The 16,915-nt window shown below is 61.6% G+C and carries 14 protein-coding genes and 2 tRNA genes; 5 read left to right on the top strand and 11 right to left on the bottom strand.

Features of this window, described 5'->3' with window-relative positions:
* Nucleotides 1-18: 18 nt before the first annotated feature.
* The 5 genes from ureG to ACOSV0_RS14055 are packed head-to-tail and all read left to right on the top strand — an operon-like array spanning nucleotide 19 to nucleotide 5,854.
* The gene (ureG, locus tag ACOSV0_RS14035) at nucleotides 19-714 is read left to right on the top strand and encodes an urease accessory protein UreG (protein ID WP_434106761.1); all 696 of its coding nucleotides are present in this window, start codon (nucleotides 19-21) and stop codon (nucleotides 712-714) included.
* A complete protein-coding gene (locus tag ACOSV0_RS14040; protein WP_434106762.1) occupies nucleotides 704-1,726 on the top strand; it encodes an urease accessory protein UreD in 1,023 nt (340 codons plus the stop codon). The genes ureG and ACOSV0_RS14040 overlap by 11 nt, the downstream gene beginning before the upstream one ends.
* Nucleotides 1,717-3,243, top strand: coding sequence for an amidase (locus tag ACOSV0_RS14045; protein ID WP_434106764.1), 1,527 nt, complete (start codon nucleotides 1,717-1,719; stop codon nucleotides 3,241-3,243). The genes ACOSV0_RS14040 and ACOSV0_RS14045 overlap by 10 nt, the downstream gene beginning before the upstream one ends.
* The gene (locus ACOSV0_RS14050) at nucleotides 3,240-4,070 is read left to right on the top strand and encodes a CbbQ/NirQ/NorQ/GpvN family protein (protein WP_434106765.1); all 831 of its coding nucleotides are present in this window, start codon (nucleotides 3,240-3,242) and stop codon (nucleotides 4,068-4,070) included. The genes ACOSV0_RS14045 and ACOSV0_RS14050 overlap by 4 nt, the downstream gene beginning before the upstream one ends.
* Nucleotides 4,067-5,854: a nitric oxide reductase activation protein NorD gene (locus ACOSV0_RS14055; RefSeq protein ID WP_434106766.1), complete on the top strand. Its 1,788-nt coding sequence runs from the start codon at nucleotides 4,067-4,069 to the stop codon at nucleotides 5,852-5,854. Before ACOSV0_RS14050 ends, ACOSV0_RS14055 begins: the two co-directional genes overlap by 4 nt.
* 147 nt (nucleotides 5,855-6,001) lie before the next feature.
* Here the strand turns inward: ACOSV0_RS14055 and ACOSV0_RS14060 are convergent.
* The 11 genes from ACOSV0_RS14060 to ACOSV0_RS14110 all read right to left on the bottom strand — a co-directional run bounded on the left by ACOSV0_RS14060 (nucleotide 6,002) and on the right by ACOSV0_RS14110 (nucleotide 16,861).
* Nucleotides 6,002-6,078, bottom strand: a tRNA-Pro gene (locus tag ACOSV0_RS14060).
* Nucleotides 6,079-6,141: 63 nt separating this feature from the next.
* Nucleotides 6,142-6,549, bottom strand: a complete 408-nt coding sequence (locus ACOSV0_RS14065) for a MerR family transcriptional regulator (protein WP_434106767.1) — start codon at nucleotides 6,547-6,549, stop codon at nucleotides 6,142-6,144.
* Between the two features lie 46 nt (nucleotides 6,550-6,595).
* Nucleotides 6,596-7,006 carry an integration host factor subunit alpha gene (locus ACOSV0_RS14070; RefSeq protein WP_325044244.1) on the bottom strand — a complete coding sequence of 137 codons (411 nt, stop codon included), beginning with the start codon at nucleotides 7,004-7,006 and terminating at the stop codon, nucleotides 6,596-6,598.
* 69 nt (nucleotides 7,007-7,075) lie between these two features.
* A complete protein-coding gene (gene pheT, locus ACOSV0_RS14075; RefSeq protein ID WP_434106769.1) occupies nucleotides 7,076-9,511 on the bottom strand; it encodes a phenylalanine--tRNA ligase subunit beta in 2,436 nt (811 codons plus the stop codon).
* Nucleotides 9,512-9,650: 139 nt separating this feature from the next.
* Complete coding sequence (gene pheS, locus ACOSV0_RS14080; protein WP_434106770.1) at nucleotides 9,651-10,664, bottom strand: phenylalanine--tRNA ligase subunit alpha; 1,014 nt, start codon at nucleotides 10,662-10,664, stop codon at nucleotides 9,651-9,653.
* A 156-nt stretch (nucleotides 10,665-10,820) separates the two neighbouring features.
* On the bottom strand, nucleotides 10,821-11,180 hold the full coding sequence (gene rplT, locus ACOSV0_RS14085; protein WP_006052502.1) for a 50S ribosomal protein L20: 360 nt from the start codon (nucleotides 11,178-11,180) through the stop codon (nucleotides 10,821-10,823).
* A 29-nt stretch (nucleotides 11,181-11,209) separates the two neighbouring features.
* Entirely contained in the window at nucleotides 11,210-11,407 is a 198-nt protein-coding gene (rpmI, locus tag ACOSV0_RS14090; protein ID WP_074282768.1) for a 50S ribosomal protein L35, read from the bottom strand.
* A gap of 256 nt (nucleotides 11,408-11,663) precedes the next feature.
* Nucleotides 11,664-12,188, bottom strand: a complete 525-nt coding sequence (gene infC / locus ACOSV0_RS14095; protein WP_434110285.1) for a translation initiation factor IF-3 — start codon at nucleotides 12,186-12,188, stop codon at nucleotides 11,664-11,666.
* Nucleotides 12,189-12,237: 49 nt separating this feature from the next.
* Nucleotides 12,238-14,145: a threonine--tRNA ligase gene (gene thrS / locus ACOSV0_RS14100; protein ID WP_434106771.1), complete on the bottom strand. Its 1,908-nt coding sequence runs from the start codon at nucleotides 14,143-14,145 to the stop codon at nucleotides 12,238-12,240.
* Nucleotides 14,146-14,396: 251 nt separating this feature from the next.
* A tRNA-Val gene (locus ACOSV0_RS14105) sits at nucleotides 14,397-14,473 on the bottom strand.
* Between the two features lie 144 nt (nucleotides 14,474-14,617).
* Nucleotides 14,618-16,861, bottom strand: coding sequence for a RelA/SpoT family protein (locus tag ACOSV0_RS14110; protein WP_434106772.1), 2,244 nt, complete (start codon nucleotides 16,859-16,861; stop codon nucleotides 14,618-14,620).
* Nucleotides 16,862-16,915: the final 54 nt, after the last annotated feature.

Raw genomic sequence — 16,915 nt, forward strand, 5'->3', positions numbered from 1 at the left:
GATAGAGGAGTGTTTTCGATGAGCATCGATTCTGATTTCTCCGGCGGCGTGGAGCTCGCAGCGAGTCCCTTTGAGAACGCCGCGCAGTCTGCTGTCCATGCTGCACGTGCAGCCCGCGTCGGCATAGGCGGTCCAGTGGGATCGGGCAAAACGCGCCTGCTCGAACAGTTGATTCCGCGCTTCGCCGCACGCGGGATCGACCTCGCGGTGATCACCAACGATCTCGTCACACGCGAAGACGCCGAACGCGTGCGTCGCAGCGGCCTGATCGATCCGGCGCGCGTGCTGGCCGTCGAAACGGGCGCGTGTCCGCACACCGCGATCCGCGAAGACCCGACCCTCAACCTGCAGGCCGCCGACGAACTGGACGCACATTACCCCGGTTTGCGGCTGGTATTGATCGAATCGGGCGGCGACAATCTCGCGTCGTCGTTCTCGCTCGACCTGGTCGACTACTGGATATTCGTCATCGACGTCGCAGCCGGTGACGACATCCCACGCAAACGCGGGCTCGGCGTGCTGTCCTGCGATCTGCTCGTGATCAACAAATTCGACCTCGCGCCTTACGTGGGAGTCGATCTGCAACGGATGGTCAAGGAGGCGCGCGAGGTGCGCGGCGAGCGGCCCGTGCTGTTGACCAACTGCGCAACAGGCGACGGGGTCGACGCGGTAGCCGATGCCATTGTCGAGAACGTGCTCTTCGATGCGCGCTGAAACACTGCCCGGATACGCCGGCGCGGGCGCTTGCACGGCGTCCGGCGAAAATGCCGACTCGTGCGCGCCTGCCGCCATTCCGGCCGCCTCCGGACACGCCGAGAATGCGCAACTCGATCTGTGTTTCGAACGCGCGCCGTCCGGCAAGACGTGGCTATCGCGGCAGCGCGGCGGCTATCCGTTCCATGTCGGCCGTATCTTGCCGGTAACACGGCGTGCCGATCGTGCGACGTCGTCCGATGTGACAGCGGAAGTGATCGTGCAGTCTTCATCGGGCGGCCTGTTCGAGGACGACCGCGTGTTCCAGCGCTTCGTGGCGATGCCGCGCGCGCAAGCCGCCATTCGCACGGCGGCAGCAACCATCGTACATACGATGACACACGGCGCCGCGCATTCGCGGGTCGCCATTGAAGCGCATCCGCAATCGCGATTCGACTATCTGCCGCAGCCGACCATCCTGTTTCCCGCTGCCCGGCTTGTGAGCACCATCGACGTCGTATTGCATAGCGGCGCGACGGTTCTCATCGCCGATACGTGGCTCACTCACGACCCCACGCGCCGCGCCGCGGCATTCGGCATGCTGGATGCGACCATCAATATACGCAACGCCGACGCGCAACTGCTGGCGCGCGACCGCTTTCGCCTCGCGCCCTGCGCGTCACGCGGTTCGCTCTCCGGCGTGCGCCAGATGTATGGCGCGCACGGCGGCCTGCTCGTGCTCAGGCTCGGCGGCGACGGCGACGGTGAGGCAGGCAACGAAGCCCTGGCTCACGCTATCAACACAGCCCTTCAGGCACTCGACATGCCTCTCACGGCGGCCTATGCGGCAGCCGGTGTGCTACCGGGCGCGTGCGGCACGTTCGTCAGGATGCTGGGCGCCGACAGCGTCGCGTTGCGCGCCATCTTTTCCACCGCCGTCGAGGCCGTCCATCGGACGCTCGACGGTGTCCATGAAGGGACGCCGCGCGCGTCCCATTCGTCCCAGAACCGCAACCGAGAGGTATGCCCGTGACACTTCGCCGTCCTTCCAAAGCCGATCTGATCGAAATCAGCCGAGCCCGTCATCTGTCTCTGACCGAAGTCGAACTCGACGAGTACTACGAACTCGTCTGCGAAAACCTGTCGCTTTACGACACACTCGATCAGTATCCCGAACCTCCATTCGACGTCTTGCCGGCGGTGCGTATCGCGGGCACGCGTCCGGCTCCGCACGACGATCCGCTCAATGCAGTGGTGCGCAGCTGCTCGGTGCATCTGCCCGGCGCCCAGGGGCGGCTCTCCGGGAAGACCGTTGGGCTCAAGGATACGATCAGCGTCGCCGGCATTCCGATGTCGTGCGCGTCGCGCCTGCTATACGACTACGTGCCCGAGCGCGACGCAACCATCGTCAAGCGGCTGCTCGCCGACGGCGCACACATCACCGCGATTCTCAACACCGACGATTTCGCGTTTTCGGGCGGCGGCCACACGAGCACTTACGGCCCTACCCTCAATGCGGCGAACCCGGCGCATCTCGCGGGCGGCTCGTCATGCGGCTCGGCCGCGGCGGTTGCGAACGGTCTGGTCGATCTCGCGATCGGCGGCGATCAAGGAGGCTCGATCCGGATTCCGTCGTCGTGGTCGGGCACCGTCGGCCACAAACCGACACACGGTCTCGTACCGTATACGGGCATCGTCGGCTTCGACCTGACGATCGACCATATCGGTCCCATGACGCGCACCGTCAGCGATGCCGCCCTGCTGCTCTCGGTCATCGCCGGGCTCGACGATGCCGAGGCCGACCCGCGTCAGACGAAACCCGTTGAAAAGTGCGACTACACGCGTGCGCTGACCGGCAGCATCCAGGGTCTGAAGATCGCGGTCGTGTCGGAAGGATTCGGCTCGGAGGAGGCGCTGCCTGAAGTCGACGAAGCCGTGCGCGTTGCGGTGCAGGCGCTGATGCGTCTCGGCGCGACGGTCGACACGATCTCCGTGCCCGAACACCGGATGGTCGTGCCGGTGTGGAACGCGGTCGCAATCGAGGGTGGCGTCGCCAGTTTCTATGCAGGGCATCACGCCTACCAGAACAAAGGGCTCTACGATCCGCGCCTGATGTCGGCGATGGGACGCGGCATCAAGACTCACGGCGGCGACTTCTCGCCGACCGCCAAGATGGGTGTCCTCGTCGCCGCCTATATGACGGACTACTACGAAGGCGTGTTTTATGCCCGAGCCCGCAATCTGGCGCGCCAACTGAACGCTGCGTACGAGCGCGTGTTCGGTACGTACGATCTCGTCGTCATGCCGACCACGCCGCAGACGGCGCATGCGCGGCTTGCCGGTCAGGAGACCGATCGCAAGACCTTTGTGAGGCAAGCGCTCAACATGTGCGCCAATACAGCCGCGTTCGATCTGACAGGTCATCCTTCGATTTCGGTGCCATGCAACGCGGTGGATGGCTTGCCCGTCGGCCTGATGATCACAGGACGGCATTTCGCCGATGCCACCGTACTGCGGGCTGCGCACGCCTACGAGCAGGGGGGAGCATGACGCGACCGCAACTCGCGCCGGCCGGCACACCGCTGGACGCGTGGCGCGTCGCGCAGGAGCCTTGGTATGAACCCGTCGACCATGAACTGGCGTGGTTCGAAGCGGCTTACCGCGCGCGGCTGCCGATCATGCTCAAAGGGCCGACCGGCTGCGGCAAGACGCGGCTGGTCGAACACATGGCATGGCGGCTGAAACGCCCGCTCGTGACCATTGCCTGCCACGAGGACATGAACGCAGGCGATCTGGTCGGGCGCTACCTGCTCGACGGCAACGGTACCTACTGGCAGGACGGGCCGCTCACGAGCGCCGTCAGACATGGCGCGATCTGTTACCTCGATGAGGTGGTCGAAGCCCGTCAGGATACGACCGTGGTCATCCATCCGCTCACCGATTCGCGGCGCATTCTGCCGATCGATAAAAACGGCGAGCTGATTACCGCACACCCGGATTTCACCCTGGTGATTTCGTTCAACCCGCACTATCAGCATGCGTCGAAAAATCTGAAACCATCGACACGTCAGCGCTTTGTCGCGCTCGACCTCGGCTGGCCAGATGCACAGACGGAAGCCGCAATCGTCGCGCATGAAGGCAGTGTGCCACGCGACGTGGCCGAAAAACTCGTGACGATTGCAGCGCGTACCCGCGTACTCGACGATCCCGCGTTGCCGGAAGGGGCTTCGACACGCATGCTGATCTACGCTGCGACGTTGATCGCGCACGATATGGATGCACTGGCCGCGTGCCGGATCGGCATCATCCAGCCGCTCAGCGACGACGCCGATCTGTGCGCCGCGCTGACGGCAATCGCCAGCGGCGTGTTCGGATGAACGCCGGTACGGCCGTAGCGGCGAGCCTCGGCATCGACGAGACACGCGGTGCGATCGCATCGCGTGAGGCCTTTCCGCTCACGCACTTCGAGCGGACGCTCGGTTTGTATCTGCGTGCGGCGTGGCAAATAAACGCTCCCGTGCAGGCGCTCGTGCGCAGCGAACAGACCGTCGCCGCACAACCCTGTCCGATTTTGACGGACGCCGCGCTGATGTTGCCGCGTGAGTACGAGGCCGATGCTCCGGACGAGGCGCGCCGCTTCTACCTGGCGTGCGTGGCTCATGCGGCGGCTCATCTGACTTATTCGACGGTGCGTTTCGATCCCGCCAGATTGCGGCCGCTACAGTTGACGCTGGTTGGCGTAATCGAGGACGCACGGGTCGAGCGGCTCGCGATTGCACGCTATCCGGGGCTGCGGCGCTGGTGGCTGCCGTTTCATCGAACGGGGCCAGAAAGCAGCGGCACCGCGGCCGCTTTGATCGCGAGACTTGCGCGCGGTCTGCTCGACCCCGGCTATGTCGATCGCGACGGTTGGGTCACGAAGGGGCGCGCGCTATTCGAAGCGGCATTCGGCAGAACAGATGGTACGGACGCGAGTATCTCGCGCCATCTGGGTAACTTGCTGGGCAACGATCTCGGCCAGATGCGCATCCAGTTCAACGCGAAGACTTATACCCCAGCCGCCATCTATCGTGACGACAACAGCGGATTGTGGGACTTGCCGCCGACAGCGGTCGCGCCGGTATCCGGCGATGCCGCGCCCGAGCGCACCGTCGCGCCACGGGAAAGCGAGGGAGCCGGCGAGCTTCCACCGGATCAGGCAACGCCGCCCAAACAGATGGCGGATAGACCCGGCGACACGCCCGCAGCCGCTGCCCCGCACGACGACGAGCCGCCCACGCGCGTCGTCTCTTTGCATCGCTATCCGGAGTGGGACTACGTGATTCGACGCTATCGCGGCGACTGGTGCAGCGTCGAGTCACTGCGTCTTGATGCCGCTTCGCCCGACTGTGCTGTCCCTCACGATCACGCCGTGCCGGTTCGGCGCGTCCGGGCGGTGCTCAATACGATACGGCAGCACGCCGTCACGGGCAGAACCCGCGAGTTCGAAGGCGATCTGCTTGATCTCGATGCATGTATCGCCGGACGCATCGATGCGCTGCGCGGCGGACGGGACCGCTTCAAAGGCTTCGTGACGCCCCGCCGCGAGGCGCGCGGTGTGCCGCTCGCGATACTGCTCGACCTCTCGGCATCGAACGCGTTCGACGGGCGCATCGATACCGTGCTGGACGTAGCGCGCGTACTTGGGCAAGCGCTACGCACGGGCGAGCGTCCTTATGCGATGTACGGCTTTCATTCCGATGGACGGCATCGGGTGCGCTTCCATGTGTTCAAGGATTTCGACGAGGCGTGGAGCGCGTCGACGGAGGCCTATATTGCGCGGATTCGTCCTGGGCTATCCACCCGCTTTGGTGCGGCGCTTCGGCACGCCGGTACGCACGTGAGCCACGAAGCCGCGCGTATGGGCTTGTCCAGGGCCAGCTTGTTGACTGTGTCCGATTGCGTTCCGTTCGATATCGATGTCTTCGATCCTCGCTATTTGCGTGAAGACACGCGGCGTGCATTGAAGGAGCTCGCTGGGCGCGGGATCGAATGCGGGTGTCTGGCGCTTGACCCGCGGACGCATGAGGATGCGAAAGCGCTATTCGGCCGACACCGGGTTGCACCTCTTAGTGACCTGAGTGGTTTGCCGGCGGCGCTGGTTGCGGTTGCGTCACGATAGGAATGGTAGGGCGTGCAAGTCCTGAGGGGTCGTCATCAGGTTGTTGGTGCGGGCACGTAAGAGTAAGTGCCGATCGCTGTGTAGGGGGCAAAATCTGCCCAAACGAAAAAGGCCTTACAAGCATTGCTTGTAAGGCCTTGATTTCTTTGGTCGGGGCGAGAGGATTTGAACCTCCGACCACCTGCACCCCATGCAGGTACGCTACCAGGCTGCGCTACGCCCCGAACAGCTAAAAATTATAACAGACACTTCAAGCGATTAGAACCGCCCCGGGCTAACAAAGCAAACTAGTGACCCAACACGTCGATCACATGCAGCAATTCCTTGCGCAACTGCTCGACGTCAACCGTAGCCGTAGCGGCTGCCGGCGCCGCTGCGCCCTCGCCTTCCTCGACCAGATCAGCCGCTGTGCCGTGCGCGCCACCGCCATGTGAATCAAGCCGGTTGCGCGCACCGTTGATCGTGAAGCCCTGCTCATACAGCAGTTCACGAATCCGCCGGATCAACAGCACCTCGTGATGCTGGTAGTACCGGCGATTGCCGCGCCGCTTGACCGGCCTCAACTGCGTGAATTCCTGTTCCCAATAGCGCAGCACATGCGGTTTCACACCGCATAGTTCGCTGACCTCACCAATCGTGAAGTAGCGCTTCGCCGGAATCGGAGGCAAGACGACTTTTTCGATCGTCGCTGTCATCGTCAGTTAGCCGTCGTGGTGGGTTGCGCAGGAACGCGCCAATCGATCAGCGCGCGAAGCTCGCTTCAGCGCCGTTTTCGACCAGCGCTTTCAGCTTTTGACTTGCATGGAACGTCACAACGCGGCGCGCGGCGATTGGAATCGCCTCGCCGGTCTTCGGGTTTCTGCCGGGACGCTGGGGTTTGTCGCGCAACTGAAAGTTGCCGAACCCCGACAGCTTCACGCTGTCGCCACTCTCCAGCGCATCGCGGATCACCTCGAAGAACGCCTCGACCATGTCTTTCGCTTCCCGCTTGTTGAGCCCGACATTGTCGAACAGCAACTCGGCAAGTTCAGCCTTGGTAAGCGTCGGCGTTTCGGGAGAAACGGCCGCGGGTGATGTCGGAATATCGCGAATCATGGCGCTGCGTTGCGCCGTAAGAAGGGCTTCGAAATCACTCGAGTTCATTTCATTCATATCTATCAAATGGCGCGCCAAGCAGAAACGGAGGTTGCGAAAAAATGCCGTGCAAATGTTAAATGCGGGTTATCCACGCAACCGTGCGCCATATACTCGAGCCAGACGTTCCACCAGAGTTTGAATAGCCAGATCGACCGTTTCATCCTGAAGGGTCCCGCCAGTATCTTGCAAGGTCACACGGAACGCAAGGCTTTTCTCATGAGCAGCCAGACCACCGGAAGTGTTTGATTTTGGACGGAATTCATCGAAAAGCGCAACCCTCTGGACAGTCTTGCAGGCCTCCTCGGACTGGGCCTTCTGGAGCTCGTCCAGCAGCGCCTGCACCTCGATTTTCTGATCGACGACCACCGCAATATCGCGACGCACCGGCGGGAATTTAGACACCTCCGACGGAGTCGGCAATACGCGCTGCATTAATGCTTCTGCTTCGACTTCAAACAGAATCGGCGCATGCGGCAAATCATATTTCTGCATCCAGCGCGGATGTAATTCGCCAATCCAGCCCACTGCGCGGCCATTCAGTTCAATACGCGCGCTGCGGCCCGGATGCAATGCCAGATGCTCCGCTTTCACGAAGCTCGCCACGGCCGGCGCGAGCACGGCTTCCAGATCGCCCTTCACGTCGAAATAATCGACCGCGCGAGTTTGCGTACCCCACTGCTCTTCGAGCGCGGGACCGTAGGCAAGACCGCCGATCATCTTCGGCTGCGCGAAACCTTCTACTGTCAGCTCGCCTGCCTTGATCGACCGATCGTGCAGGAACACGCGGCCGGCTTCGAACACGCGCACGCGATCGGCCGCGCGGCGGTTCAGATTCGTGCGCAGCACGCTGATCAGGCTGCCGAACAACGTGGTGCGCATGACCGACAACTGGCTCGCAATCGGATTCAGCAGACGAACCGGCTTGTCGTTGCCGGCGAAGTCCGACTCCCACTCGGCATCGACGAAACTGAAATTGACCGTTTCCGCGTAATCGCGTGCGGCGAGCGCGTGACGGATCGCGTGGATCGAGCGCTGCGTTTCGTTGGTCGGCAGCATTTCGCTGGTCGCGACCGGCGGACGTGCCGGGATCTTTTCGAAGCCGTAGATACGCGCGACTTCTTCGATCAGGTCTTCTTCGATTTCGATATCGAAGCGGTACGACGGCGGCACCACCGAGAACGTATCGTCGTCGCGTTCGAACGTCAGGCCGAGGCGCGTGAAGATCTGCGCGATTTCGTCCGCATCGATCTTGATGCCGATGATGCGGTTCGCACGCGAAACCCGCATCTTCACCGGCTCACGTTTCGGTACGTTGACGATCTGATCGTCAACCGGGCCGGCTTCGCCGCCGCAGATATCGAGGATCAATTGCGTAATGCGTTCGATATGTTCGACGGTGGTCGCGTAATCGACGCCGCGCTCGAAACGATGGCCCGCATCGGTCGAGAAGTTGTACTTGCGCGAGCGGCCGCGAATGCTATCGGGCCACCAGAAGGCGGCTTCGAGATAGATGTTGGTGGTGTCCAGCGTAACGGCCGTGCTGTCACCGCCCATGATGCCGGCGAGGCTTTCGATATGCTGTTCGTCGGCAATCACACCGACGGTTTCATCGAGTTCAACGGTGCTGCCATTCAGCAGCTTGAGCGTTTCGCCCTTGCGGCCCCAACGCACGTCCATGCCGCCGTGGATCTTGTCCAGATCGAACACGTGCGAAGGACGGCCCAGTTCGAGCATCACGTAGTTCGAAATATCGACGAGCGCGGAAATGCTGCGCTGACCCGAACGCTCGAGACGCTGCACCATCCATTGCGGCGACTTCGCGCGCGCATTCACGCCGCGAATCACGCGACCCGAGAAACGGCCGCACAGATCGGGGGCCGAGATTTTGACGGGCAAGGTTTCGTTGAGCGTCACTGCGGCCGGCTTGATCTCGAGCGGACGCAGTGCTGCGCCGGTGATAGCCGAGGTTTCGCGCGCCACGCCGAACACCGACAGGCAGTCCGCCTTGTTCGGCGTCAGCTTGATTTCGAAAACGGTATCGTCGAGATTGAGCGTTTCGCGGATGTCCTGGCCAATCGGCGTAGCTTCCGGCAGGATCATCAGGCCGCTATGGTCTTCCGAGAGCTTCAGTTCGCGTGCCGAGCACAGCATGCCCTGGCTTTCCACGCCGCGCAGCTTCGAGAGCTTGATCGCGAACGGTGCGCCGCCCTCTTCGGCCGGCGGCAGTTGCGCGCCAACCAGGGCGACCGGCACCTTGATGCCCGGCGCGACATTCGGCGCACCGCATACGATGTTCAGCGTCGCGCCCGTACCGGCGTCGACCTGACACACGTTGAGCTTATCCGCGTCCGGGTGCTTGACGACTTCCAGCACCTGGCCGACGACGATCTTCGAGGTCGGCGGCGCAGCCGGCCGCAGGTCTTCGACTTCGAGACCCGCCATCGTCAACGCGTGCGACAGCTCATCGGTCGTCAGTTGCGGGTCGACAAAGGTTCTCAGCCAGGATTCCGGGAATTGCATGGTTCTGTGTACGTTCTGATCAGGTTAGGTCCAAGTCCGGCAGGCGGCCCGTTGATTCGCTGGGCACTTGCCGGGGACGCTGCTGGCGGCACTGCGTGCAGTGCCGCGCTCTATGCTTGTCGCGTTCGTACGCGCCAGTTCACGCGAATTGACGCAGGAAACGCAGGTCGTTTTCGAAGAACAGACGCAGGTCTTGCACGCCGTAACGCAACATCGTGAGCCGCTCGAGGCCGCTGCCGAAAGCAAAGCCGATGTAACGCTCGGGGTCGAGGCCCATGTTGCGGATCACCGTGGGGTGAACCTGGCCGGAACCCGAAATTTCGAGCCACTTGCCGGCGTTCTTGCCCGTTTCGAACAGCATGTCGATTTCAGCCGACGGTTCGGTGAACGGAAAGTACGACGGACGGAAGCGCACCTGAATATCGTCGCGCTCGAAGAATTTCTTGAGGAAGTCGGAATAGACGCCCTTCAGATCCGCGAAGCTGATGTTCTCGTCGATCCACAGACCTTCGACCTGGTTGAACATCGGCGAATGCGTTGCGTCGCTGTCCACACGATACGTGCGGCCCGGCACGATCACCTTGATCGGCGGCGTGTTGGTACGGGCATAGCGCACCTGCATCGGGCTGGTGTGCGTGCGCAGCAGCAATTGACGGCCGTCGGCGTCTTTGCCGTCGACGTAGAAGGTATCTTGCATTGAACGCGCCGGATGGTTCTCCGGGCTGTTCAACGAGGTGAAGTTGTACCAGTCGGTTTCGATTTCGGGGCCGTCGGCCACGTCGAATCCGATCGACCGGAAAATCTGTTCGACGCGCTCCCATGTGCGCATCACCGGGTGCAGGCTGCCTGCACTGGTGCCGCGGCCGGGCAGCGTGACGTCGATGGCTTCAGCGGCGAGGCGCTGGTTCAGCAACGCGTCGGCCAGCGCCTGACGGCGGGCCGTCAACGCGGCTTCCACTTGTTGCTTGACGAGGTTGATCCGAGCGCCTTCGGTCTTGCGCGTTTCGGGGTCGAGCTTGCCAAGGCCCTTCAATAGCTCGGTCAGCGCACCCGATTTGCCGAGAAAGCGTGCTTTCTCGTTCTCGAGGGTGGTGACATCCGAGGCTTCTGCGAAGGCTTTTTGCGCGTCGGCGACAATCTGGTCCAGATCCATTGATCCCATCATTTCAACGTCAGTGTTCTATCGAAGCAAACTGGCTCTACCAACAAAAACGGGGCTCGGTGAGGAGCCCCGTTTTTGCTGCAGCGTCACCGAGACTACCGGATGTTCGCTGCAACGAACCACGCAGTTTAATTGCCCAAAGCGCAATCAGGCTGCAACGGCGGCTTTCACCTGCTGAACGATCGCAGCAAAAGCAGCCTTGTCGAACACAGCCATGTCGGCCAGCACCTTGCGGTCGAGTTCGATCGAAGCCTTCTTCAGGCCGTTGATGAACACGCTGTACGTCATGTCGTGCTGACGCACCGCCGCGTTGATACGCGTGATCCACAATGCACGGAACACACGCTTCTTGTTGCGGCGATCGCGGTAGGCGTATTGGCCTGCGCGCATGACCGCCTGCTTGGCGATGCGATAGACGTTATTGCGACGGCCGCGGTAACCCTTGGCCAGCTTGATGATCTTCTTGTGACGGGCCCGTGCGGTAACCCCACGTTTTACTCGAGGCATGTCTTGCTCCTATGAGTGTCGGTTAAGGGTTAAGCGAACGGCAGCATTGCGCGCACGGAGTTCATATCTGACTCATGAACTGACGTGGAACCGCGCAGATGGCGTTTGTTCTTGGTGGTCTTCTTGGTAAGAATGTGGCGCTTGAAGGCTTGACCGCGCTTGACGGTACCGCCCGGACGCACCACGAAGCGCTTTGCAGCACTCTTCTTGGTCTTCATCTTCGGCATGACAACTCCATTATTAGATGGATATGGGTGTGCGGTCGGCCAGATGGCCATTACCCGCCCTTCGAAACCCATTCCACTTGGTATGCAGACCGCCGCTACTGCCGGCAGCCGCTTTTCAGGAAACGGCGCCCATTTGCATAGGCACCGATCCGAAACCTGCCGATACCACGCCGGACACCCGGCACAGCACCGCTTCAATCTTTGAATCTTCAACAATCGGAGCGCGCACCTTGGGGTACGCCGTCGCTCCAGCCGCTTACTTCTTTTTCTTCGGAGCGATCACCATGATCATCTGGCGACCTTCCATTTTCGGCATCTGCTCGACCTGACCGACTTCGTCAAGGTCTGCGCGCAGGCGCTCGAGCACCCGCATACCGATTTCCTGGTGAGCCATTTCGCGGCCACGGAAACGCAACGTGATTTTCGTCTTGTCGCCGTCGTCGAGGAAGCGGATGAGGTTGCGCAGCTTGACGTTGTAATCGCCGTCATCAGTGCCCGGGCGGAATTTGACTTCCTTGACCTGGACGACCTTCTGCTTGAGCTTGGCCTCGTGCTGCTTCTTCGCTTCCGAGTACTTGAACTTGCCGTAGTCCATCAGACGGCAGACCGGCGGGACCGCTTGCGGAGCGATTTCAACCAGATCCACATCTTGCTGTTCCGACATCCGGAACGCATCAGCGAGCTTCACGATGCCGAGCGGTTCGTTCTCGACTCCGACCAGACGCACCTCGGGTGCAGTAATCTCACCGTTGATGCGGTGCGCAGACTTATCAGTAGCGATGTTACGTTTCCTCTAAAAATTAAAAAAACGAGCCGGGCTGCCAAGTGGCTCAGTTGAACGACTGCACGTCCTGGCGCAGACGCTCAATGAAGGCGTCGAGGGGCATCACGCCCAGATCGACACCACCACGGGCACGCACGGCTACCGTTTGGGCTTCACGCTCTTTGTCGCCGACCACGAGTAGGTACGGCACCTTTTCTAGCGTGTGCTCCCGTATTTTATAGCTAATCTTCTCGTTGCGCAAATCGGCCTCTACTCTAACCCCTTGTTTTTGCAACGATTGGGCTAGCGACTGTGCATATTCGGCCTGATTTTCCGCAATATTCATCACCACAACCTGCATGGGGGCGAGCCACGACGGCATTGCACCAGCATGGTGCTCGATCAAAATACCGAGAAAGCGCTCCATTGATCCGACGATTGCCCGGTGCAGCATGATCGGGCGGCGACGGCCATTGTCTTCGGCGACGTATTCGGCACCCAGGCGCTCCGGCAGCACCATATCGAGCTGCAAGGTGCCGCACTGCCACGAGCGGCCGAGGGCGTCCTTGATGTGGTATTCGACCTTCGGGCCGTAGAACGCACCCTCGCCCTGTAATTCTTCCCACGTCACGCCGCAGGCCGTCAGCGCGTCGCGCAGACCCTGCTCGGCACGATCCCACGTCTCGTCGGTGCCGGCACGTGAATCCGGGCGCAGCGACAGCTTGATCTCGACATTATCGAAGCCGAAATCCTTGTAGACGCTCATCGCGAGCGTATTGAACGCGATCGATTCGCTGATGAACTGGTCTTCGGTACAGAAAATGTGCGCGTCGTCCTGCACGAAGCCGCGCACGCGCATCAGCCCATGCAGCGCGCCCGACGATTCGTTGCGGTGGCACGAGCCGAACTCCGCGTAACGCAGCGGCAGATCGCGATACGAGCGCAGCCCATGGTTGAACACCTGCACGTGACCGGGGCAGTTCATCGGCTTGATCGCGTAGTCGCGCTTCTCCGATTCCGTCGTGAACATGTTTTCACGATAGTTCTGCCAGTGGCCCGACGCTTCCCAGAGCGAGCGGTCCATGATCATCGGCGTCTTGATCTCGAGGTAGCCGGCGTCGTTCACGCGGCGGCGCATGTACTGCTCGACCTGCTGCCACAACGTCCAGCCACGTGGATGCCAGAACACCATGCCCGGCGACTCGTCCTGCATATGGAACAGGTCGAGTTGCTTGCCGAGCTTGCGGTGGTCGCGCTTTTCCGCTTCCTCGAGCATGTGCAGATAGGCTTCCTGGTCTTCCTTCTTCGTCCAGGCCGTACCGTAGATGCGCTGCAACTGCTCGTTCTTCGAATCGCCGCGCCAATAAGCGCCTGCAAGCTTCATCAGCTTGAAGACCTTCAGCTTGCCGGTGGACGGCACGTGCGGGCCGCGGCACAGATCCGTGAAGCTGCCATGCGAGTAAAGCTTGATCTCGTCGGTCGCCGGAATCGATTCAATGATCTCGGCCTTGTACTTTTCACCGATGCTCTTGAAGTAGTCCACGGCCTCGTCGCGCGACACCACGCGACGCGAAACCGGCTCGTCTTTCTTCGCGAGCTCCTGCATGCGCTTTTCGATCTTCTCGAGGTCTTCGGGCGTGAAAGGACGGCTGTACGCGAAGTCGTAGTAGAAGCCGTTGTCGATCACCGGACCGATCGTGACCTGCGCTTCCGGGAACAGATCCTTTACCGCGTACGCAAGCAAATGCGCCGTGGAGTGACGAATGATGTCGAGACCGTCGGCGTCTTTCTCGGTGACGATGGCAAGCGCCACGTCGTGATCGATCAGCGTGGACGTATCGACGAGTTCACCGTCGATCTTGCCGCCGAGCGCAGCTTTCGCGAGGCCGGGGCCGATCGAGGCGGCCACTTCGGCGACGGTCACCGGATGCTCGTACTGTCGAACAGAACCGTCAGGCAGACGTATCGAAACCATTGCGTTCTCCGTGGTGCCGACCGGCGGCGGCACATACAACCTGGTCAAAAAACCAAAAAAAATGCGGCCCCGCTTTCGAGGGGCCGCATTCACATTTCCTGCTAACTACAGTGGCGAAAGTGGTCCTCGACTAGCGTCGCTCCGAAGTAGTTTCGGTCAACGTTCGCGGTGCCATAACCGTATTTGCCTTTTGCGCCGAAGCGCTTACTGCAGTTTGTGAAACCCCGGCAAAACCGGAATTTCTCTTTCGTTGGTAGGCTCGATTGGACTCGAACCAACGACCCCCACCATGTCAAGGTGGTGCTCTAACCAGCTGAGCTACGAGCCTGAAGAAACGAGATTATATGGAGCCCCACACCGCTTGGCAAGTACTTTTATGCACCGACTTTAAATTCTGACTTCAAATTTCTACTCACACGCGCGGACGCATCTAACCGGCACCTGCCCGGGCACCCGCCATTCCGCCCAAGCTTCAATTCTTGCGTGAGGCGCGCATCACGCCCGTTACTTCACCGAGCAGGGTACACGCGCGCTGAATTTGCGCGGCGCTCGATACCTCGACAGTGAATTGCATGAATGCGGCGTTACGACGCGATTGCGTTTTCACACCGATCACATTCATTTTCTCGCGCGCGAAAACTTCGGAGATATCGCGCAGCAGGCCTTGCCGATCGGTTGCCTCAATGCTGAGGTCGACAGGATAGACCGATTGCCCGCGGCCGCTCATGACATCAGCCGACCATGCGGTTTGCAATACACGCTCCGGCGCACGATCGGCCATGCGCAGGAAGGTTGGGCAATCGCTGCGGTGGATCGACATGCCTTTGCCGCGCGTGACAAATCCGCTGATGTCGTCGGGCGGCGCGGGCCGGCAGCAGCGCGCGAGTTGCGTGAGCAAGGCGTCGACGCCAACCACCAGCACACCCGTGGAAGCCCCGCGTGCGACGCTCGCGCCGCTACTGCGCTTCTCGAACTGTTCCGGCGCTTCGACTACGGGTTCGGGCGGCGGTGCATCGTGCAGCGCCTGCTCGACGAGCCGCAGACTGAATTCTTCCTTGCCGACCACCGAGAACAGGTCGTCGGTGGCCTTGAAGCCGAGCTTGGTGGCGAGCTGATCGAGATTGACCGACGTCTTGCCCTCGCGCTGCAGCGTCTTTTCGACCATCGCACGGCCGCTCGCGATGTGCTCCTGCACTTCGACCGCGTTGAACCACGCGCGCACTTTCTGCCGCGCCCGATGGCTCTGCAGATACCCGAGTTGCGGGTTGAGCCAGTCACGCGACGGACCGCCCTCCTTCACCGCGACGATCTCGACCGTCTGACCGTTCTGCAACTGCGTGTTGAGCGGCACCATCGCGCCGTCGACACGCGCGCCACGGCAGCGATGCCCCAGCTCGCTATGCAGGTGATACGCGAAGTCCACCGGCGTCGCACCGTGCGGCAACGGAATCACGCGCGCTTGCGGTGTGAGCACGTAGATGTGGTCGTCGTCGAGCGTAGCCTGGCGCAGTTGCTCCCACGGCTGCGCCGCGCGCTTCTCACCGTGCTCGCCTTCCGAGACTTCATCTTTCCACGCGAGCAGTTGCCGCAACCACGCGATCTTCTCGTCGTACTTCTCATTGGCGCTGAACTGGCCGCCGTAACCGCGCGTACCCGCTTCCTTGTAACGCCAGTGCGCCGCCACGCCATACTCTGCGAACTGATGCATTTCCTGCGTGCGGATCTGCACTTCGAACGCGCGGCCGTCGTCGCCGATCACGACCGTGTGCAACGATTTATAGCCGTTCGGCTTCGGCCGCGAGATGTAGTCGTCGAACTCTTTCGGCACCGGCTGCCACAAGTTGTGCACGATACCGAGCACGGTGTAGCAATCCTTGATGTCCGGCACGATCACGCGAAACGCGCGCACATCGTACAGTTCGGTGAAATCCAGCTCCTTGCCGCGCATCTTGCGCCAGATGCTGTAGATATGTTTGGGCCGGCCGCTGACTTCAGCCTGCACATTCGCCGCAGCCAGTTCCCGCTGCAGGCGTTCGATGGCCAGCGCAACATAACTCTCGCGCTCCACGCGTTTCTCGTCGAGCAGCTTGGCGATGCGCTTATACGTGACCGGCTCTTCGAAGCGGAGCGCGAGATCTTCGAGCTCCCATTTCAGTTGCCAGATGCCCAGACGGTTGGCGAGCGGCGCGTAAATATCGAGCGTCTCGCGCGCGACATCAGGCGACGGCGTGATCTTCGCCGCCGCGTAATAGCGCAGCGATTGCAAGCGTGATGCGAGCCGTATCAGCACGACGCGAATATCTTGCGCGAACGCGAGCAGCATCTTGCGCAGCGCCTCGACCTGCGCGCGGCGTGCGGCCTGTGCATCTCGCCCCGCTTCAGGCATGGCATTCTGCGCAGCGCGCAAGCTCACTGTGCCGAGACGCAGCAACTTGCGCACGTCGCCCACCAGTTGCGCGACTTCTTCACCGAAGTTGTCGGCGATCACGCGCTCCGGGTCCTGCAGATGCGGCGTCAGTGCAAACAGGGCCGCCGCCAGCACAGCCGGCGGATCGACGTTCAGCGTGCGCATGATCGACGCCGTACCCGCCGCATGATCCGCCAGCAACTCACCCGATGAGAGCCGCACGTCGCCCGCATGTTCGCGCACGAACACCATCGCTTCGTCGAAGGAAGGGATGGGGGTCGGCGTGCTCGTAACGATTTCGGTAGTCATGGTGCGGCGGCCCACCGGGCCAGACGGATCAACGGAATTTCAACAACAACTGCG

The sequence above is a fragment of the Paraburkholderia caffeinilytica genome (assembly GCF_051027425.1).
Lineage (GTDB): Bacteria > Pseudomonadota > Gammaproteobacteria > Burkholderiales > Burkholderiaceae > Paraburkholderia > Paraburkholderia caffeinilytica_A.